Source organism: Flavobacterium geliluteum, from assembly GCF_017948595.1.
In the GTDB taxonomy this organism is placed as follows: domain Bacteria; phylum Bacteroidota; class Bacteroidia; order Flavobacteriales; family Flavobacteriaceae; genus Flavobacterium; species Flavobacterium flavipigmentatum.
Genome location: NZ_JAGFBV010000009.1, coordinates 34,316 through 53,506 on the forward strand (window position 1 = coordinate 34,316; position 19,191 = coordinate 53,506).

Here is a 19,191-nt window from a genome sequence, read left to right on the forward strand (position 1 = left end):
TTTTAATTTTTTTATCGGTCCATTCTAACGATTTTAGGCGTGAAAGTCCCTAGTACTTCCACCAAGTCAGTTTGATTGGCCATCACTTTCTCTATGTCTTTATAAGCCATTGGCGCTTCATCAATATTGCCTCCAATTAAGGTTACATCATTTGCTTTCAGGACTTTTTTGATTTCGCTTTGTGTAAAAGTACTTTTGCACTTGGCTCTTGAAAATAATCTTCCAGCACCATGTGAAGCAGAGTTTAAACTACTCTCATTTCCTTTTCCTTTTACGATATATCCCGGAGCTGTCATAGAACCAGGAATTATCCCTAGTTGTCCTTCTGCTGCAGGCGTTGCGCCTTTTCTGTGCACGATACATTCTTTACCGTTTACCAACTCCTTCCATGCAAAATTGTGATGATTCTCTATCGTTACCACTACTCGCTTTCCAATTGCTTTGGCAATTCTTCTATGAATATCATCATGACACGCTTTTGCATACTCTCCGGCCAAATTCATTGCCAACCAGTATTCCTGACCGTCATGCGTATTCAAATCTAACCATGCTAAATGTTGTACATTTTTGGGCAAAGGACATTGTTTGGTAGCCAAATAGGTATAATGTTTAGCAATATTAGCTCCCAAACCTCGAGAACCACTATGCGACAATACAGCAAAATATTCTCCTGCACCAAGTTTCCATTCATTCTCAGGATTGTCAATTTTGGCGATACCAAACTCTACAAAATGATTTCCTCCACCAGAACTGCCAAGCTGCTTGTACGCTTTTGGCAAAAGATTTTTTAGCAAAGGAATATCCTGAAACTCACTTTTGTAAAAAACATCGTGATCGGCTTTTGTTGCATGTGTCTCATTCATTCCAAATTTGGTATTATCTTTTAAAATTGCCTGTAATTGATGTTCTTTTCCTTTAAAAAATGAAGCTGGCAAATCATAAATAGACAAGCTCATTCTGCAGCCAATGTCAACTCCTACACCATACGGAATCACAGCATTGTCTGTGGCTAAAACCCCGCCAATTGGCAAACCATAGCCCGAATGGGCGTCTGGCATTAAGGCTCCAGCAACCGAAATTGGTAGTTTCAATGAATCATACAATTGAAACTTTGCCTGCTGATCGATTTCGTTTTCGCCAAAAATGGTAAAAGGAGCTCTCGTTGTTTTCAATTGGTGCATTCTTACCTGAACAGGATTTATAAGCCCTTCGGCAACTTTTCCCCAGGTTCCGTGTCCTTCGAAATTCTCCGGATGCAACAAAACTTCTTTGGCTTCTGTTAGAATAGACTCTTTTTTTTCTCTTTTTCTGTATCTATTTATTTGCCCGAGGGCTATGTTTATTGAATTGTTTTTTGGAAAGCCTAATTTGATCAGGTCTTTTCCAGATAATTTATTTCCCATAAATTTTTTAATTATTCTTACTTTTTTGCATGCGAATTTTAGCCCGAAATGTTTCGGAATAAAATGTAAGCGTGCGGGATCTTTTATCTTTTTGAGATAAATAATGGAACTGTTATTCGGGAAAATTTGAAGTGTCTAGAATAAAAAAGCCCGAAACTAATTGTCTTCGGGCTTTTTTATATATCTAAAAATAAATTTCTAAGATTGAAATAAGCCACGAAGAAGTGCTGCACCAAATATGTTTGGTGTGAAGCCTTGAGATGATAATGTAAATTCAAACATTTTTCTTCGTTATTAAAGGATTATTACTTTTTCGTGTGCAAATATTCAGAATTGTTTTTTGAATTTCCAAATTATTTTAGAAAAAAAATTAAAGAATGATTTTTAAAGTGTTTATTTCTAATTAAAAAAAAAATGTATCTATCTGAAAAATAAACCCCTAGCCCTGATAGAAGCGGTATCCTTTTTCTTGCTTCTTTAGCAAGGAAAAGATACAAGCGAATAGCAGGAATAGCTTCTGAAAATTGAATTTGAAATTTTTAAAATATAAAATACAAAGGATTGAGGTGTTTTGAGATCATCCTCAAATAGCGAGATTATGTGGCGATTGCAGTTAAAATTGAACATAAAAAAAGCCCTGATTTCTCAGAGCTTTGTTTTTTGTAAGTAAAAGTTATTCTGATACTTTGCTTTTTACAACCAATCTGAAACCTTCACCGTGAATGTTTAAGATTTCAACATCTTCGTCAGATTTTAGGTATTTTCTAAGTTTGGCAATGTAAACATCCATACTTCTTGAAGTAAAATAGTTGTCATCTCTCCAGATTTTTGTCAATGCTAATTCTCTTGGCATCAAATCATTTTCATGAAGAATTAACATTTTAAGCAATTCGTTCTCTTTTGGAGATAATTTTATTGCTTCATCATTTTCAAAAGTTAAGAATCTTAGTTTTGAATTAAGGTGAAACTTACCAATATTAAATTCAAACTGAACTTGTTCTGCTTTTGTATCGGCTGATTTTCTTTGAATAATTGCCTTGATTTTCATCAAAAGCACTTCTGAATCAAATGGCTTATTTAAGTAATCGTCTGCACCGGCTTTGTATCCTTTTAACACATCCTCTTTCATCGATTTTGCAGTTAAGAAGATAATTGGCACTTCGCTATTTTTTTCTCTAATTTCTTTAGCCAGTGTATAACCATCTTTATATGGCATCATGACATCCAGAATACATAAGTCATAAACATCCTTCTTGAATTTCTCGAAACCTTCCATACCGTTTTTAGCTAAAGTAACTTCAAAGTCATTTAACATTAGATAGTCTTTAAGAACTGCCCCAAAATTAAGGTCATCTTCTACTAAAAGTATTCTTTTGTTATTATTTTCCATATTTTAATTTATTAATGGTATTTTTATTATAAAGGTGCTACCTTTCCCTTTTTCGCTTTCAACATATACTTGACCATTGTGGTCTTCAACTATTCTTTTTACGTAAGCAAGGCCTAAACCGTGACCTTTTACGTTATGCAAATCTCCTGTATGCTCTCTGTAGAATTTCTCAAAAACTCTTTTTTGAGCTATCTTACTCATTCCCAATCCATTATCTTTTACTTTTATCAGAATCATGTCTTTTACATTTTCTGTAAAAATTTCGATTTCAGGAATATCAGGTGAATATTTTATAGCGTTTTCTAAAATATTAACCAACACGTTTGTAAAATGTACTTCATTTATCAGACAGGTTGTTCTTGCAGCATTTAGATGTTTTACTACGGTACCATTTCTGTCTTCTAAAATTAAATTTACGTGCTCTATTGCATCTTCTATAATATCATGAATTGCCGTTGGCTCTTTGGTGATATCAAGCTCTTTCTTTTCTAGCTTAGAAATACGTAACACGTTTTCAACCTGAGCATGCATGCGCTTATTTTCATCACGAATCATTTGGAGATAGCGAAAAACCTTTTCTTTATCTTCGATAATTTTAGGGTTTTTTATCGCATCGAGTGCCAAATTTATAGTTGCGATCGGAGTCTTGAACTCATGCGTCATATTGTTGATAAAATCTGTTTTTATCTCTGATATATGCTTCTGACGTAATAACTGATTTAATGCACTAGTATATGCAACAATAATAATAAGCGTAAAAATGATTGATAATATTGTGATACTTACTAAATCTGATAACAAAAATTTCTTTTTGTTAGGAAACGTAACTAATAACTCATATTTACTATTGCCTTCATTATCGGCAAAAACTGGCGTATTGTAGGTAGCGTCTTTATCAAAATGAAATCCATCCGATTTGATTTTTGTTGCAATCCCGCTACTGTAAATTCCAAATTCAAATTTGGTTTTTACACCATGCTCTTCTAATTCTTTTTTCAGGAGATTCTTTACTTTCTCTTTTGTAATTCTTTCATTTATAGGTAATGCCGAAGCATAATCTTTATATGAAATTTGCATTTGGGCTTTGTTCAGGATGTCTAAATTTCCGTCTTTTTCGATCTTTATATCAGGTATAATGCTTTGATTTAAAGTATTATTATCGATACTATTATTATTGTTATAAATTTCGGTTAACCTTTTTGAACTAAAATTTTTAAATCGATCAGAACTGAATTTTTTATCAAATAACGAACCGCTTAAATCATAATTTTCAGAGATAATGCTGTTTTTATAAACAATCGTTTTATTTGTTTTTGTATTTCTTTGAACAAATAATATCTCTAATAAATCTTCTTTTTGAGGAATTTTACCTGTACTGTCTTTAATACGGTTAATCTTCTCATAAAAACCATATTCTTCTTGTTTTTCTAACTTATCAGAAACATCACTAATTACTTGAGTAACGTGGTATTTAAACTGTTCGTCATTGTTTTTGAACGAAGAATTGAACCAATATACTTGTACCAGAATGATCCCGATAAGAGATAAACTCATCAATAAAACAAGTATTCTAAAAAATAATTTATTCATCGAAACAAAATTAATATTTTAACAATATACTGAACAATACATTAACCAAATATTAACATTTAAGACTGTTTTTGTTTTATATTCAAAATTTTAAGAATTTCCACCACTTCTTCTCGGGCTTTTTTAAGATTAGTGTTATTAATTACAAAATCGCTTCCAGAAATTCGTTTTTCATCATCCCATTGCATTTTCATTCGGCTTAAAACCTGCTCTCTGGTGGTATTATCTCGTTTTATCACTCTGTCAATTCTTATTTCTTCCGGAGCTGTAACCGTTATTATTGTATCACAATGCTTATAACGTCCACTCTCAAACAAAATTGCGGCTTCATAAACCACAAAATTATATTCTTTTTTTTCTGCTAACCATGCATTAAAATCTTTCTTTACTGCGGGATGCACAATGGCGTTTAACTGCGCCAATTTATCAGGATCGTTAAATACAATTTCGGCCAATTTGGTTCTGTTCAGAATAGTATTTTCAAAGATACCTTCGCCAAAAGCAGTTTTTATTGCCGAAACAATTTCTTTACTTTGCATCACTTTTTTAGCTTCATCATCAGCGATATAAACCGGAACTCCAAACTCTTCAAAAAAATTTGCAATTGTAGATTTACCACTTCCAATACCACCTGTAAGACCAATAACTTTTGTCATATTATATTTTAAAAAACATTCCTAAAAAAGCTTCCTGAGGCTTCCTTTTCAGAAGAATAATTTTTATGTAGGATTCTAAAAATCCTGTTCCATATCCATAAAATTGTTTCCAAACAGCAATAACCGCTAAATATCCTATCTTAATACTTCTATTTTGAATTGTTGCTGTAAGAAAAATTATAACGAAATATACGAAATATAATTGTAACAACAGATCAAAATTAAAAATTAATAGTATAAAAGCTAATAATAATCCTAATATGAATGCTGTTGGAAAGAAAAAAGTCAATTTATTGTGCTCTGGATACCAACTATTTAATATAGGTCTTGCCTTTCCAAATTTATTCACCTGAACCGAAAATTTTTCCCAATCAATTCTTCTTTTATGATATACATACGCATTTTGAAACAATCTGGTTTCAAAACCTAAGTTCCATAATCGGATAGATAAATCAGGATCTTCCCCAGGATGAATGTTTCCAAATCCTTTTGAGGCTTCAAAGGCTTTTTTTGAAATTCCCATATTGAAACTTCTGGGTTGAAATTTTCCGATTTTCTCAGATCCACCACGAATTCCACCTGTAGTCAGGAATGAAGTCATTGCAAAATTGATTGCTTTCTGGATGTCCGAAAAACTATCCAGCGCTTTATCCGGCCCTCCAAAACAATCGACATATTCGTTGTTGAGTGCTTTTCGGACTTCTGATAAATAATTAGGCGGAATGATACAGTCTGAGTCGAAAATAATAAAATAATCTCCAACTGCTTTTTGCATTCCGAAATTTCTTGAATCACCAGGTCCTGAGTTGGCCTTAAAATAATACGAAATATTTAGTTTTCCCTGATAGGTCATCACTACATCTTTGCAAGGAATCGAAGATCCATCCTCTACAAGAACAATTTCAAAAGCTTCATTATAATCAGATTTTGATAAACTTTCCAAAAGTTCATCAACTTCATCCGGTCGATTATACACGGGTATAATTAGAGAAAAAATCATAGCAGAATATGCGTATTAAGTGGCAATTATTGTCAAATTGAAAATTGGAACAAAGATATGTTATATTAACAAAAAAACCATCAACTTTTGATTGATGGTTTTAGGATTATAATGGATGTGATTACTTGATACTTTCTATACCAACTAACTCACTTGTATCTGCTTCGTAATCTACTCCTTCAAACGCAAATCCGAACAGGTTTAAGAAATCATTTTTGTAACCTGCCAAATCGCCAATTGCAGGCAAAGTTTCTGTAGTTGCTTCCAGCCAAAGCTGTGCCACTTTTGCCTGAACATCGTCACGCATTTCCCAATCGTCAATTCTAATTCTTCCTTTCTCATCTGTAGCAACATCAGATCCACTGTACAATCTGTCTTTAAACAAACGCTGAATTTGCTCAATACAACCTTCGTGGATTCCTTCTGCTTTCATGATTTTATACAAAAGCGAAATATAAAGCGGAATAACCGGAATTGCAGAACTTGCTTGTGTTACTAACGCTTTATTTACCGAAACATACGCTTTACCTCCTAAATCTTTAAGACTGTCGGTAATTGTAAAAGCTGTAGCCTCCAAATCATCTTTGGCACGACCAATTGTACCTTTGCGATACACTGCCTCTGTCAATGATGGCCCTATGTACGAATAAGCAACTGTTGTAGCTCCTTCTGCCAATAAGTTTTCGGCTTTAAGAGCATCCATCCACATTTTCCAATCTTCTCCACCCATTACAGCAACAGTATTTGCTATATCTTCCTCATTTGCAGGAGCAATAGAAACTTCCGAAACATTTCCTGTATGAAAATCAACGGTTTTATTAGTAAATGTTTGTCCAATTGGTTTCAAGACAGAACGGTGCAAAATCCCTGTATTCGGATTGGTACGTACTGGCGAAGCCAAGCTATAAATCACTAAATCCACCTGACCTAAATCAGCTTTGATTAAATCTAATGTTTCTCTTTTTATTTCATTTGAAAATGCATCACCATTAATACTTTTTGCATACAAACCCGCTTTGTGCGCTTCTTTTTCAAAAGCCGCTGAGTTGTACCAACCTGGCGAAGCTGTTTTGCCTTCTACTGGAGGTTTTTCAAAGAAAACACCAATAGTAGCTGCATCAGAACCAAAAGCACTTGTGATTCTTGATGCCAGTCCAAAACCTGTTGAGGCACCGATTACTAATACTTTTTTTGCGCCCGAAATGGCTCCTTTTGATTGTATATATGCTATTTGATTTTTTACGTTTTGCTCACATCCTTCTGGATGAGCAGTCAAACAAATAAATCCTCTCATTCTAGGTTCTATAATCATCTTATATTGTTTATGATATTAATTTAGCTTTTAATTTTGTACTACTCTAAGTAGCTATTTTATTATTTTATCAACATTTTCACGAACAGATGTTATATCTATTTTTTTTTCGGTACAGTCAATAATATTTCCCTTATATTCTTCAATAAGAAGATTTAAATCTTTACAATCTCTTATAAAATTGAATTCTTTTTTCTTTACATCAAAAACAACACCTTTTAAACTATTTAGGTTGGCACCAATTGCTCCTCCAACCGCACCGCCAGTACCATAGGCAAATGCTTTTGACCATGCATTTGCAAATGGTCCTTCTAAATAGAAAAATTTACCATCATTTATAACTCTGTGATACGAATTAGAATTGTCTCCATCCTGATTTTTATCTGCTTTTACAGAATATTCATGGAAATATTTTTGTTGGATGTAAAGATTGCCGTTATAAGAAATAGCAAAAAAATCTGTGACCTTTATTTTATTTTTTGTCCATGAAAAAAATGCATGATCTACAAGAACATCTTTAGGTATAGATTTGTAACCGAAAATAGTTTTCCTTTCAATCGCATTAACCATATTAATGGCTTTTTTTTGAAGAAAATCTTCATAAGTGTGGTAAACACCTTCTGGAAAATCTTTTATCAAATATAAAGAGTCATTTTTAACTTCTTTAGAATCCAACACGGCGTTTTGAGGCAAATCTTGTGCTTTAATTTGAGTCACAAAAAAGCATAAAAAACATAAAACCTTAAAAATCTTCAACATACGGATTTAATTCTAAAATTGACTAAACAAATATAATTCAAAAATTTAATTTAATAATTCTTTTGCGTGGTTTAATGCCGAATCAGAGATGTTTGCACCAGAAAGCATTTGCGCGATTTCTACGACACGCTCATCTTTTGATAAAAGTTTCAATTCTGATTGCGTGTCGTCATCAATGGTAGATTTGAAGACTTTAAAATGCGACTCGCCTTTGGCAGCAATTTGTGGTAAATGTGTAATAGCAAAAATTTGCATGGTAGCACTCATTTCTTTCATAATTTCTCCCATTCTAATGGCAATTTCACCGGAAACTCCAGTATCAATTTCGTCAAAAATCAAGGTTGGCAACTTAGAATATTGTGCCAAAATTGCTTTTACAGCCAACATAATTCGCGACATTTCACCTCCCGAAGCCACTTTTTTCAGCAATCCGAAATCGGTCCCTTTATTCGCTGAAAATAAAAATTGCAATTCGTCTTTTCCGTTTTGGAAATACGTTTCAGATGGCAAGAGCTCAATATTAAAACGTACATTGGGCATGCCTAAAGTTTCTAAAATAGCGATTAACCTCGCTGATAAAACCGGAATGGCTATATTTCTATTTTGATGAATTGTTGCTGCAAAAGCATCCAATTCTTGCGTTTTTATATCGATAGAATTGGTTAATGAAGCAATTTCTTCTTCAATATTTCCTAATTCTAAAACTGAATTTTCTAAATCAGCCTGAATTTGCAATAATTCGTCAACAGTAGTAACCTGATGCTTTTTTTGCAAATTATAAATCAATTGCAATTTTTGACTGATAAATTCTAACTGAGTTGGATCATTTAATAATTTCTCTGAACAATTTTGAAGCTCTCTGGAAACATCATCAAATTCGATTGTCAGGCTGGTAATTCTTTCAAATAAAACTTGATACTCCGAAGAAAAAGGAGCGATTTTTTGCAACGAAGCCTTAATTTCGTTCAGATTATGAAAAACACCAAATTGCTCTTCGTTGGCAATTATCAAAGATTTATCAATAGATTCTTTAATAATTTCTACATTATTCAGCTTTTCAAAATCGGCTTCGAGTTCTTCCTGCTCACCCGATTTTAGCTTTGCTACAACCAATTCATTCAATAAAAAAGTATTGTATTCCTGCTCTTTTCCAGCATCACTTTGCTTTTTCAACAAAGCATTGAGTTTTGACTTCTCTGATTTGTACGTTTTTAAAAGCTTTTGATAGGATGAAATAACTTCTGTGTTATTTGCAATGGCGTCAATAATTTTAAACTGAACACCTTCATCAGAAAGTTCTTGTGTTTGCTGTTGCGAATGAATATCGATCAAAAAAACGCTCAATTCCTGCAATTCCTGAAGATTTACAGGGCTGTCATTTATAAAAGCACGCGATTTTCCCGAAGGCAAAATTTCACGTCTAATAATCGTTTCATCTTCATAATCAAGATCATTCGCTTCGAAAAAAGATTTTAAATTGTATTTAGATATTTCGAATTGTGCTTCGATAACACATTTTTCTTCTTTGTTTTTTAAAGAAGTTAAATCTGCTCTTTTTCCCAGCACCAATCCTAAAGCGCCCAATATAATAGATTTACCAGCACCTGTTTCACCCGTAATTATCGAAAACCCTTTTGAAAAATCAATAGAAAGTTTTTCAATTAGTGCATAGTTTTTAATCGAGAGCGAAGTAATCATATAGCGTAAAAGTAAAAAATTATTGAAGTAGGTAACGGCTTAAAATCAACTAATATTTGATTTGGCTCCATTTGACAGCGTTAAGAGGCGAAACTTTGCCTAATGTTTCTTTCAAATCTGTAATGGCAATACTTGGACCACCTGAAAAAACAGAAACAATCTCATCTGACTTAGCATCAAAAAAGACTCTGGTAAGAAAGGCATTCGGTTTAACCGAATTTAGCTTTGCTATCAATAAAAGCGATGATTTCATTTTTTCCTTGGCACTTTTTAAATCCTGACTCATGGTATCTAATCCTGAATGATAGCCAAAAGCAGTTTGACGCAAATCTGAATAAGTAGGTGACAATATATCATTTATTAGAAAATAACGATTTTGAAGACCATCAGACTGGTTCCAGCCTTTTGAGCCGCCTTGTTGAGCAACATTACAGATATTTTGAGCAATCTCGAAATAGCGATTTCCAGAACCCAACTGAAAAGTATCGGCATCCAGGCCTAAAATCATATAACTGTAAAAAGAAATTACAGAGACCAAATTAGACTCAAAAGTAGCCGGATTGAACAATAAAGGCTCGTATTCTGTATATCTAAAGTTTAAATCTTTATCACTAAAATTAAAAATCGGAGACGAATAAGAGGAATTGTAAATCAATCTGGACGATTGTACCTGTATCGTTCCCGCAAATTGATCTGAATTTGCAGAAGAAAGTGTGATGTACATCGAACAATTGATTCGCTCGTTTGGGTTTAGCACAGCTCCTGTCCAATCTGTTTTGTTTATAAATTCAGCCAAAGCCGTTTGCAACGTTTTGTACACTTGCTGATTGGGATTTGGTAATCTTTCAGAATTTATAGTAACCGTACAGTTTAGCTGTTGCGCCTGAGTAAAGCCAAAGATTAAAAATACTAAGAAAGTAACTAATTTATTTTTCATAGAAATGCGAAATCACTTTGTTTAAAATATCAACTGCAACTGACTCTTTTGATTTTAATTCCATTGGCTCAATCTGAAATGACTTGTCAATAAAAGTAACTTTATTAGTAGGTTTTTGAAAACCTGCTCCTTCATCCTGCAATGAATTTAAAACAATCAAATCTAAGTTTTTTTTCTGAATTTTCAACTTAGCATTCTCAATTTCATTTTCAGTTTCTAAAGCAAACCCAATTAAAAACTGATTTTTTTTAATGGCTCCTAATGAAAGCAAAATATCTTTTGTCTTTTCAAGTTCTATCGAAAAAGTCTCCGGAGCTTTTTTTATTTTTTGAGCAGCAACGACTTTTGGCTTATAATCGGCTACGGCCGCGGCTGCAATCGCTACATCTACTGCATCAAAATGCAAATGGCATGCAGCATACATTTCTTCTGCCGAAACTACGTTTATAACCTCAATCGAGCTGTTTTTTGCTTTAAAATGTGTTGGTCCGGCTACCAAAACGACACTTGCGCCCAAATTTGCAGCTTCATTTGCAATATCAAACCCCATTTTTCCTGACGAATGATTACCTATAAAACGCACAGGATCTATTGCTTCGTATGTTGGACCGGCAGTAATTAGTATTTTTTTTCCTTTTAAAGGCAATTTGCTCTCTAAATCAGCTTCCAGAAAAGCAATAATATTCTCTGGTTCTGCCATTCTGCCTTCGCCAGATAAACCACTAGCCAACTCACCGTTCTCAGCAGGAATCATTGCATTACCGTACTGATGCAAAGCGGTAAAACTAGCAATGGTGGAAGGGTGTTTGTACATGTCTAAATCCATTGCAGGCGCAAAATAAACAGGACATTTTGCCGATAAATAAGTGGCTATTAAAAGATTATCGCAGTTGCCAGTTGTCATTTTAGACAATGTGTTGGCTGTTGCAGGTGCAATAAGCATCAAATCTGCCCAAAGAGCCAATTCGACGTGATTGTTCCATTCAGCATTCTCGTCATCTTCATTAAAAAAACTGGAATGGACAGGATTTTTTGACAAAGTTGATAACGTAAGTGGTGTTACAAAATCCTTAGAAGCAGGTGTCATTATCACTTGGACATGTGCACCTGCTTTTATAAAAAGTCGTACTAAAGATGCTGTTTTATACGCTGCAATTCCACCAGAAACTCCCAGTAAAATTTTCTTCCCGTTTAAAACTGACATTGTACTATTATTTGTTTGAACCTCTGTGGTACGTTTTACCATCTAACCACTCTTGTACCGCTAAAGCGTGTGGTTTTGGTAATTTTTCGTAAAATTTAGAAACCTCAATTTGTTCTTTATTTTCAAAAACTTCTTCAAGACTGTCATTATATGTCGCAAATTCTTCTAATTTCTCTGTCAATTCTTTTTTAATTTCAGAGTTAATTTGGTTTGCTCTTTTAGCCATAATGGTAATTGCCTCATACACATTTCCTGTTGGCTCTTCAATAACTGTTTTATTGTAAGTTATTGTGTTTACAGGAGCATTCGTCTTTTTTAAATCCATGACTTTATTTTATTTAGTAAATTTTTGTAAATCTGTTTCCACTCTGGCATTCATCTCGTCTGCCTGTTTTTTGTATTTGCTGTTGCTGTTAAACTTTACTAAATTGCCGTAAGCAACTTTAGCAACATTTAAACGATCCTGCATTTTTGACTGAACACTATTAATAGCCAATTGGTATGCCGAATCGAATTTGTAAAAAAGCGCATCCTCTTTGAAAATTGTTCCAGGAAAATCAGCAATAAAATTATCAAAAGCAATCAATGCCGACTTGTAATCTGAAATCGTGTTGTATCCTTTTGCATTTTCGTATGCTTTTTTCTCCAACTTCTCGCTTAACATTTTTACCGCCTCATTGGCTTTTGGAATGTATTCTGAGTTTGGATAATTATCAATAAAAGCTTGTAATTTCTCTAATGCTTTATTGGTATCTGTTTGATCTAAACTGTAAACCGGAGACAATTTTGAATAGCTGTAAGCCCCTAAATAAGCCGCTTCCTGCACTTTTTCGCTTCTTGGATAACCCGAAACAAAACTTTCAAACTGATAACCTGCCAAGTAATATTGCTCTGTTTTGTAATACGCCTGCGAAAACATGTAAAACAACTTTTCGGCTTGTGGTTTTCCTCTATAACTAGGCGCTAATTGCTCAAAAAGCCTAATTGCTTTGTTGTATTTTCCTGCATCATACATTTTTGTTGCTATTTCAAATTTTGCTGCAACATCTTCGTTTTTTAACGCTTTCTGATAGTCACTACAAGAATATAAAAGGACAACAACAACCAATAGAGATACTATTTTTTTCATTTTATTACTTTTATTATGATTTCTTAGTCAATTGTGACTAAGCAAAATCACACCGAAGTTTCGGTGGCAAATTTAGTTATTAATTTAGCTACTACAAAATATTTTTTTCTTTAATAAAATACAGCAAATTATGATTTTATCGAATACTCTTTTTTACAAATTCATTTAATCTACCTGCCAGCGAATCGTCCACTGGTACCAAGGGCAAACGTACAGTATTATCAGCAATACCAAGGGCTTGAAAGACTTGTTTGATTCCTGCAGGATTTCCCTGTTCGAAAATCATATCGATGCAATCTGACAAAAAGTACTGCGTTTTGAATGCTTCATTTACTTTTCTGTTCAGTCCTAAACGAATCATTTCTGAAAATTCTTTAGGAAAACCTTGCCCAATGACCGAAATTACCCCTGCACCACCAGCCAAAACAATTGGCAAAGCGATCATATCATCGCCAGAAATAACAAGAAAATCTTTTGGCGCATTTTTTATCAATTGCAACGCTTGCGCCATATCACCCGCTGCTTCTTTTATCGCCACAACATTACTAAAATCATTGGCCAGACGAATTACCGTAGAAGGCAACATATTACTCGCTGTTCTTCCCGGAACATTGTACAAAATTACCGGTACCGGAGACGCCTCTGCTATGGCTTTAAAATGCTGATAAATACCTTCCTGAGTAGGTTTGTTATAATAGGGAGAAACCGAAAGAATAGCCTCGAAAGCACTAAAATCTCTGGTTTTTAATTCTTCTACAATTTGCATAGTATTATTTCCTCCAACTCCAAGAACCAAAGGCAATCTTCCTTTATTTGTATCGATTACTGTATGGATCACCAACTCTTTTTCAGCTGAAGTAAGTGTGGCATTTTCGGCTGTGGTACCCATAACAACCAGATATTCAACCCCTCCGTCTATCGAAAAATTGATGATTCGGCGTAAAGCTTCTATATCTATTGAGAAATCTTTTTTAAATGGCGTCACAAGTGCAACACCAGTCCCTATTAATGATTGCATATTCTAATTTATAATTTATTTTATATTTCTTAAATACTTAAACAATTCTGAAACGAAAAGTTTATAATTTTCTAAAGGAATGTCTATCATCCAGCGGTTAAAACGCAAATCAATTGAAGCAAATCCTACTTTAAATTTTGCTTTCGATTTTTGTGTTACCATCATCAAAGCGGTCTTTTCGACATCATAATAACTAATCAAAAGATCAAATTCTGTAGCGATAAATTCATTCAAAAAAGTGGGTTCAAACTCCCCTTTCCAATTCATTTGCTTTTTTCCAAAAGTAGCTAAAACGTATTCTTTTTTCTTTTTAAATTTATCTCTGTACACCACTATCTTTATATTTTCTGGAAGAATTCCATTCAGAATAAGCTCTTTCTGCAAAGCTTTAGTATGCCTAAAATTGCTTTCATCAACCAGTAAACCAATAGTTTGTATATTACTAGTAAAGACTTCGTTTTTTACAATATGCAAGTTTTTATTTAATGTTTTTTTCACAAAAAATTCCTTTATATAATTTAAAAACATAGTACTTTTACCAAATTACAAAATTAATTATTTAAGTCTCATTTAAGATGGTAAATCTAGAAAAGTATAACGGGTTTTTAAAACTTTTTGTTATATTCTTAACACTTTTTTTTACTTTTTCCTGCAGTCACAAGAGTTACAACCTCACAAAAATTGAAGGAAAGCAGCTTCCGGTAACGGAAAAAGAAGCACAAACTACTGAAATAGAAAATTTTATAAAACCATATCGCGAACATATCAATAAAGATTTAGATAATATTTTAGCTTACTGTCCCGAAACATTAGAAAAAAGTTCTGGCAAATGGCAAACCAGCATTGGGAATCTTATGGCTGATGTTTGTTTACAAAGAGGAAATATTGTTTTTAAAGCAAGAGAGAAAAAAGAGATCGATCTTTGTCTTTTAAACCATGGTGGTATTCGTGCCATTCTTCCAAAAGGAAATGTAACCACCAGAACTGCTTTTGAAATCATGCCTTTTGAAAATAATTTGGTCGTTTTAGCCCTAAAAGGGACTCAAATTACAGAAATGGCTGCTTATATCATTAAAGAAAAAAAACCACATCCTTTGGCGGGTGCTACTTTTACGATCTCAAAAAACAATATTCCTACCAATATAATGATTCAGGGAAAACCGCTTGATTCTGATAAAATATATTATGTTGCCACTAATGATTATCTGGCAAACGGTGGAGACAACATGAATTTCTTTAAAACCAATGTCGCCAAATTTGATTTGAATTATAAACTTCGAAATGTATTGATTGATTATTTTAAGGAAGTAGATACGATTCCGATTTCGAAAGACATTCGAATTACAGAAGAGTAATTTTTCTATTTTTAATACCATACCGATAAAAATTCAGACGTATTTGTCTAAAAATATAGCCATGAAAAGAAGAGAATTCATTGAAAAAACAGCTGCTAGTACCGCATTATTAAGTTTAGGATTGTCCTTGAGCAGTTTTGAAACCAGCGATATAAAACACCTGACTATTTTGCACACCAACGATGTGCACAGCCATATTGATCCTTTTCCTGCCGATGATCCCCGTAATGCTAACAAAGGCGGTGTTGCACGTCGTGCAGCACTTATTGAAACAATTCGAAAAGAGAATCCAAATGTACTTTTGCTTGATGCGGGTGATATTTTTCAGGGAACTCCGTACTTTAATTATTATGGAGGTGAATTGGAGTTTAAATTGATGAGCATGATGAAATACGATGCTTCGACTATAGGAAATCATGATTTTGATAATGGCTTGGATGGTTTGTATGCTCAAATGCCGCATGCTACTTTTGAATTCATTAATTCGAATTATGATTTTAAAAACACCGTAATGAATGGCCTCGTAAAGCCTTATAAAATCTTTAATAAAAACGGAATAAAAGTAGGCGTTTTTGGTCTCGGAATTGAACTTGCAGGATTGGTTGACAAGCAAATGTACAAAGAAACTGTTTACAATAATCCTGTAGAAATTGCCCAGGATATGACTCAATTATTAAAAAAAGAAGAGAAATGCGATTTGGTTATTTGTCTTTCGCACTTGGGATACAACTATCGCGATGATGGTTCAAAAATTTGCGATTTGAAATTGGCCGAACTGACTCAGGATATCGATTTAATAATTGGCGGGCATACGCACACTTTTCTGGACAAACCTACTGTTGCAAAAAACAAAATGGGCCAGGATGTACTGATCAACCAAGTGGGCTGTTACGGAATTAATTTAGGCCGAATTGATTTTTATTTTGATAACAATAAAGCACATACCAACCAAGGAAAATCAATTATTGTGTAACCTTTTTTGTTTTTTTACTTAATAAATAGCGCGTCATAAAATAATACGACAAAATCTGGCAAAAATCTTTTATCACGACCAAAACCGCTGAAAAGGGAAAATATTGGCTAAAAATATAAAACACATCTGAAGCTATAAAACACAGCGACATCATACTCAATACCAAAGTAACAGGCGTGCCTTTTGTCATGTAATTAAGGAAAGAGGTAATGCTTAAAGTGCTTAAAACAACTCCGTAAATACCGTATTGCAGCTGAAATTGACTCATTTTTTCATACTGTAAATTTAAAATTGAAATCAGTAGATAAGCAATGAGCATTACTATGATAAAAGCGGGTAAAACATCTATTTTTTTGATTTTTATTTTGATAGTATCATCAATAAGAATCATTTTTAAAAGTATACAATAGACTACACTAAACGACAAAAGTGAGCCCATTTCTGAAATTTCTATGTTCATCAGATCAAAAACTTCACCTAGAAAACAGAATAGAAAAATTAAGCTTTCCTGTTTGCCTGTTTTATAACCATTTGTAACCAAAAAATAAAAAAAAATAGAGGGTACAACTGTCGCTTTGGCACACATAGCCAAAAATTCTACATCAAAAAAATCAAAAAGAATCGTAACAACCAATGCTACAAAGTAAAGAATAAGTGCAGGCTTATTCGCTTTCATTTAACTTTTTTATAAAATCATCCTCCGAAAGAATTGGAATATTGAGTTTGGTTGCTTTTTCAAGTTTTGCTGGCCCCATATTGTCTCCGGCCACAACAAAATCAGTTTTTGCAGAAATAGAACTTCCTACTTTACCCCCATTATCTTCGATAGTATTTTTTAATTCATCTCTTGAAAACTGAGAGAAAACACCTGAAACCACAAAGGTTTTACCGACAAATTTTTCGGTTGCGTTAGGATTTATTTTTTCAACAATTTCAAACTGTATACCATGATTTCTTAATCTTTCAATTATACGTTGATTCTCATCGTTTTCAAAAAATTCGATCACACTTTTGGCAATTCTTTCACCAATTTCATCTACCAGCACCAAATCCATTAAAGAAGCTTGACGTAAAGCATCAATATTTTTGTAATGTTTGGCTAATTTTTTGGCAACCGTTTCTCCGACAAAACGAATTCCGAGTGCAAAAAGCACGCTCTCAAACGGAATTTCTTTTGAATTTTGAACGCCTTTCACCAAATTTTCCGCTGATTTTTGCGCCATTCTTTCTAAAGGTAAAATCTGTTCTACCGTTAGTTCATACAAATCGGCATAATTATGAACCAATCCATTATTAAAAAGTAACGCTACTGTTTCACCTCCAAGTCCCTCGATATCCATTGCTTTTCTCGAAATATAATGCTGAATACGACCAATAATCTGCGGAGGACATCCGTAAAAATTAGGGCAATAATGATTGGCTTCGCCTTCGTTCCTCACCAGCTCTGTTTCGCATTCCGGGCAATGTGTAATGTATTTTGTAACCTCTGAATTTTCAGGTCGTTTTTCTAAATCTACTGCAATAATTTTTGGAATAATTTCGCCTCCTTTTTCAACAAAAACAGTATCATGAATTCTAATATCCAGTTTTTCTATTTGATCGGCGTTGTGCAAAGATGCTCTTTTTACGATCGTTCCAGCCAATTGTACAGGTGCAAGATTGGCAACCGGAGTTATCGCTCCTGTGCGCCCAACCTGATAATTTATAGAGTTTAGTTTGGTCGAAACCTGTTCAGATTTAAACTTATACGCCATTGCCCAACGAGGCGATTTTGCAGTATAACCCAGTTCTTCCTGATGCCTGATACTATCCACTTTTACCACTACGCCGTCTGTTTCGTACGGTAATTGATGACGATGTGTGTCCCAATAATCGATAAAATCAAAGACTTCCTGAAGATTGTTTGCCAATTTTGCCTCCTGAGGTACTTTGAAACCCCATTTTCTGGCAGAATCTAATCCTTCAAACTGAGAAGAAAAAGGCAAATTATTTCCAGTAACAAAATACAATAAACATTCTAATGGACGCTTGGCAACCTCAGCACTATCCTGCAATTTTAGACTTCCAGAAGCTGTATTTCTAGGGTTAGAATAAGGCGTTTCTCCAATTTCAATCAGATCTTGATTCATTTTTTCGAAACCGGCAAAAGGTAAAATTATTTCTCCCCTGATATCAAATTTTTCGGGGAAGTTTCCTTTTAGCTTTAGCGGAACCGATTTTATAGTTTTAATATTATTAGTCACCTCATCACCCTGAAAACCGTCGCCTCGGGTTAAGGCCTGAACCAATTTTCCGTTTTCATATTTGATGCTTATCGAAGCGCCATCATACTTTAATTCGCAGGTATATTGTAGCGCCACATTCCCTAAAACTCGCTGAATACGGGCTTCCCAGTCGACCAAATCTTCTTTAGAATAGGAGTTATCAAGAGAATACATTCGATACTCATGCGCAATCGTTTTGAAATTTTTGGTAATCGCGCCACCTACTCGTTGCGTTGGCGAATTTTCATCAAAAAATTCTGGGTGCTTATCTTCTAAATCTTGAAGTTCTTTTAATTTTTTATCGAAATCATAATCAGAAATACTGGCATTATCAAGCACATAATAATTGTAATTGTGCTGATTGAGTTCTTCTCTTAAATTTTGAATGGTATCTTGAATGTTCATAAAGTATTGTAATGAAGCGAATTATAATTTGATGATCTGTACCTCAAAATTAGAACTATTTTATACATATTTATCAAAAAAAGTAAAGTTTTAAAAAA

General features: G+C 33.7%; 18 protein-coding genes. 2 read left to right on the forward strand and 16 right to left on the reverse strand.

The annotated features are described in order from the left end of the window. Positions 1–11: 11 nt before the first annotated feature. The 14 genes from J3495_RS07350 to J3495_RS07415 form a co-directional block, all read right to left on the reverse strand. A complete protein-coding gene (locus J3495_RS07350) occupies positions 12–1,403 on the reverse strand; it encodes an RtcB family protein (RefSeq protein ID WP_210665910.1) in 1,392 nt (463 codons plus the stop codon). A 673-nt stretch (positions 1,404–2,076) separates the two neighbouring features. Further along, on the reverse strand, positions 2,077–2,793 hold the full coding sequence (locus J3495_RS07355) for a response regulator transcription factor (RefSeq protein WP_210665911.1): 717 nt from the start codon (positions 2,791–2,793) through the stop codon (positions 2,077–2,079). A 3-nt stretch (positions 2,794–2,796) separates the two neighbouring features. Then, positions 2,797–4,383 (reverse strand): sensor histidine kinase, encoded by a 1,587-nt coding sequence (locus J3495_RS07360; RefSeq protein WP_210665912.1) that lies wholly within the window; start codon positions 4,381–4,383, stop codon positions 2,797–2,799. Between the two features lie 59 nt (positions 4,384–4,442). Further along, a complete protein-coding gene (gene coaE, locus J3495_RS07365; RefSeq protein WP_210665913.1) occupies positions 4,443–5,039 on the reverse strand; it encodes a dephospho-CoA kinase in 597 nt (198 codons plus the stop codon). A 1-nt stretch (position 5,040) separates the two neighbouring features. Beyond that, on the reverse strand, positions 5,041–6,039 hold the full coding sequence (locus J3495_RS07370; protein WP_210665914.1) for a glycosyltransferase: 999 nt from the start codon (positions 6,037–6,039) through the stop codon (positions 5,041–5,043). A gap of 121 nt (positions 6,040–6,160) precedes the next feature. Next, positions 6,161–7,351 carry an enoyl-ACP reductase FabV gene (fabV, locus tag J3495_RS07375; protein ID WP_210665915.1) on the reverse strand — a complete coding sequence of 397 codons (1,191 nt, stop codon included), beginning with the start codon at positions 7,349–7,351 and terminating at the stop codon, positions 6,161–6,163. Between the two features lie 54 nt (positions 7,352–7,405). Beyond that, positions 7,406–8,110, reverse strand: coding sequence for a hypothetical protein (locus J3495_RS07380; protein ID WP_210665916.1), 705 nt, complete (start codon positions 8,108–8,110; stop codon positions 7,406–7,408). A 45-nt stretch (positions 8,111–8,155) separates the two neighbouring features. Further along, the gene (gene recN, locus J3495_RS07385) at positions 8,156–9,808 is read right to left on the reverse strand and encodes a DNA repair protein RecN (RefSeq protein WP_210665917.1); all 1,653 of its coding nucleotides are present in this window, start codon (positions 9,806–9,808) and stop codon (positions 8,156–8,158) included. Positions 9,809–9,857: 49 nt separating this feature from the next. Then, positions 9,858–10,745, reverse strand: coding sequence for a type IX secretion system protein PorD (gene porD / locus J3495_RS07390; protein WP_210665918.1), 888 nt, complete (start codon positions 10,743–10,745; stop codon positions 9,858–9,860). Beyond that, positions 10,735–11,949 carry a bifunctional phosphopantothenoylcysteine decarboxylase/phosphopantothenate--cysteine ligase CoaBC gene (gene coaBC, locus J3495_RS07395; RefSeq protein WP_210665919.1) on the reverse strand — a complete coding sequence of 405 codons (1,215 nt, stop codon included), beginning with the start codon at positions 11,947–11,949 and terminating at the stop codon, positions 10,735–10,737. Before coaBC ends, porD begins: the two co-directional genes overlap by 11 nt. Before the next feature lie 7 nt (positions 11,950–11,956). Then, positions 11,957–12,274 carry a DNA-directed RNA polymerase subunit omega gene (locus J3495_RS07400; protein WP_007807938.1) on the reverse strand — a complete coding sequence of 106 codons (318 nt, stop codon included), beginning with the start codon at positions 12,272–12,274 and terminating at the stop codon, positions 11,957–11,959. A 9-nt stretch (positions 12,275–12,283) separates the two neighbouring features. Continuing rightward, complete coding sequence (locus J3495_RS07405; protein ID WP_210665920.1) at positions 12,284–13,078, reverse strand: outer membrane protein assembly factor BamD; 795 nt, start codon at positions 13,076–13,078, stop codon at positions 12,284–12,286. A gap of 136 nt (positions 13,079–13,214) precedes the next feature. Then, the gene (dapA, locus tag J3495_RS07410; RefSeq protein WP_210665921.1) at positions 13,215–14,096 is read right to left on the reverse strand and encodes a 4-hydroxy-tetrahydrodipicolinate synthase; all 882 of its coding nucleotides are present in this window, start codon (positions 14,094–14,096) and stop codon (positions 13,215–13,217) included. Positions 14,097–14,111: 15 nt separating this feature from the next. Further along, positions 14,112–14,594, reverse strand: coding sequence for a DUF6913 domain-containing protein (locus J3495_RS07415; RefSeq protein WP_317192630.1), 483 nt, complete (start codon positions 14,592–14,594; stop codon positions 14,112–14,114). A 77-nt stretch (positions 14,595–14,671) separates the two neighbouring features. On the opposite strand from J3495_RS07415, the gene J3495_RS07420 reads away from it, so the two are divergent. After that, entirely contained in the window at positions 14,672–15,451 is a 780-nt protein-coding gene (locus J3495_RS07420) for a 5'-nucleotidase C-terminal domain-containing protein (protein ID WP_210665923.1), read from the forward strand. Positions 15,452–15,512: 61 nt separating this feature from the next. Continuing rightward, a complete protein-coding gene (locus tag J3495_RS07425) occupies positions 15,513–16,424 on the forward strand; it encodes a bifunctional metallophosphatase/5'-nucleotidase (protein ID WP_210665924.1) in 912 nt (303 codons plus the stop codon). Here J3495_RS07425 and J3495_RS07430 read toward each other — a convergent pair. Together J3495_RS07430 and ligA are read right to left on the reverse strand one after the other, a co-directional pair. Then, entirely contained in the window at positions 16,414–17,100 is a 687-nt protein-coding gene (locus tag J3495_RS07430; RefSeq protein WP_210665925.1) for a lysoplasmalogenase family protein, read from the reverse strand. The two genes, J3495_RS07425 and J3495_RS07430, sit on opposite strands and share 11 nt — an antisense overlap. Further along, the gene (gene ligA, locus J3495_RS07435; RefSeq protein WP_210665926.1) at positions 17,087–19,093 is read right to left on the reverse strand and encodes an NAD-dependent DNA ligase LigA; all 2,007 of its coding nucleotides are present in this window, start codon (positions 19,091–19,093) and stop codon (positions 17,087–17,089) included. Before ligA ends, J3495_RS07430 begins: the two co-directional genes overlap by 14 nt. Positions 19,094–19,191 lie beyond the last annotated feature (98 nt).

What these genes read in the sequence shown, in the direction of transcription:
- J3495_RS07350 (WP_210665910.1), bottom strand. Translation starts at nt 1,403, where the DNA reads ATGGGAAATAAATTATCTGGAAAAGACCTGATCAAATTAGGCTTTCCA.
- J3495_RS07355 (WP_210665911.1), bottom strand. Translation starts at nt 2,793, where the DNA reads ATGGAAAATAATAACAAAAGAATACTTTTAGTAGAAGATGACCTTAAT.
- J3495_RS07360 (WP_210665912.1), bottom strand. Translation starts at nt 4,383, where the DNA reads ATGAATAAATTATTTTTTAGAATACTTGTTTTATTGATGAGTTTATCT.
- coaE (WP_210665913.1), bottom strand. Translation starts at nt 5,039, where the DNA reads ATGACAAAAGTTATTGGTCTTACAGGTGGTATTGGAAGTGGTAAATCT.
- J3495_RS07370 (WP_210665914.1), bottom strand. Translation starts at nt 6,039, where the DNA reads ATGATTTTTTCTCTAATTATACCCGTGTATAATCGACCGGATGAAGTT.
- fabV (WP_210665915.1), bottom strand. Translation starts at nt 7,351, where the DNA reads ATGATTATAGAACCTAGAATGAGAGGATTTATTTGTTTGACTGCTCAT.
- J3495_RS07380 (WP_210665916.1), bottom strand. Translation starts at nt 8,110, where the DNA reads ATGTTGAAGATTTTTAAGGTTTTATGTTTTTTATGCTTTTTTGTGACT.
- recN (WP_210665917.1), bottom strand. Translation starts at nt 9,808, where the DNA reads ATGATTACTTCGCTCTCGATTAAAAACTATGCACTAATTGAAAAACTT.
- porD (WP_210665918.1), bottom strand. Translation starts at nt 10,745, where the DNA reads ATGAAAAATAAATTAGTTACTTTCTTAGTATTTTTAATCTTTGGCTTT.
- coaBC (WP_210665919.1), bottom strand. Translation starts at nt 11,949, where the DNA reads ATGTCAGTTTTAAACGGGAAGAAAATTTTACTGGGAGTTTCTGGTGGA.
- J3495_RS07400 (WP_007807938.1), bottom strand. Translation starts at nt 12,274, where the DNA reads ATGGATTTAAAAAAGACGAATGCTCCTGTAAACACAATAACTTACAAT.
- J3495_RS07405 (WP_210665920.1), bottom strand. Translation starts at nt 13,078, where the DNA reads ATGAAAAAAATAGTATCTCTATTGGTTGTTGTTGTCCTTTTATATTCT.
- dapA (WP_210665921.1), bottom strand. Translation starts at nt 14,096, where the DNA reads ATGCAATCATTAATAGGGACTGGTGTTGCACTTGTGACGCCATTTAAA.
- J3495_RS07420 (WP_210665923.1), top strand. Translation starts at nt 14,672, where the DNA reads ATGGTAAATCTAGAAAAGTATAACGGGTTTTTAAAACTTTTTGTTATA.
- J3495_RS07425 (WP_210665924.1), top strand. Translation starts at nt 15,513, where the DNA reads ATGAAAAGAAGAGAATTCATTGAAAAAACAGCTGCTAGTACCGCATTA.
- J3495_RS07430 (WP_210665925.1), bottom strand. Translation starts at nt 17,100, where the DNA reads ATGAAAGCGAATAAGCCTGCACTTATTCTTTACTTTGTAGCATTGGTT.
- ligA (WP_210665926.1), bottom strand. Translation starts at nt 19,093, where the DNA reads ATGAACATTCAAGATACCATTCAAAATTTAAGAGAAGAACTCAATCAG.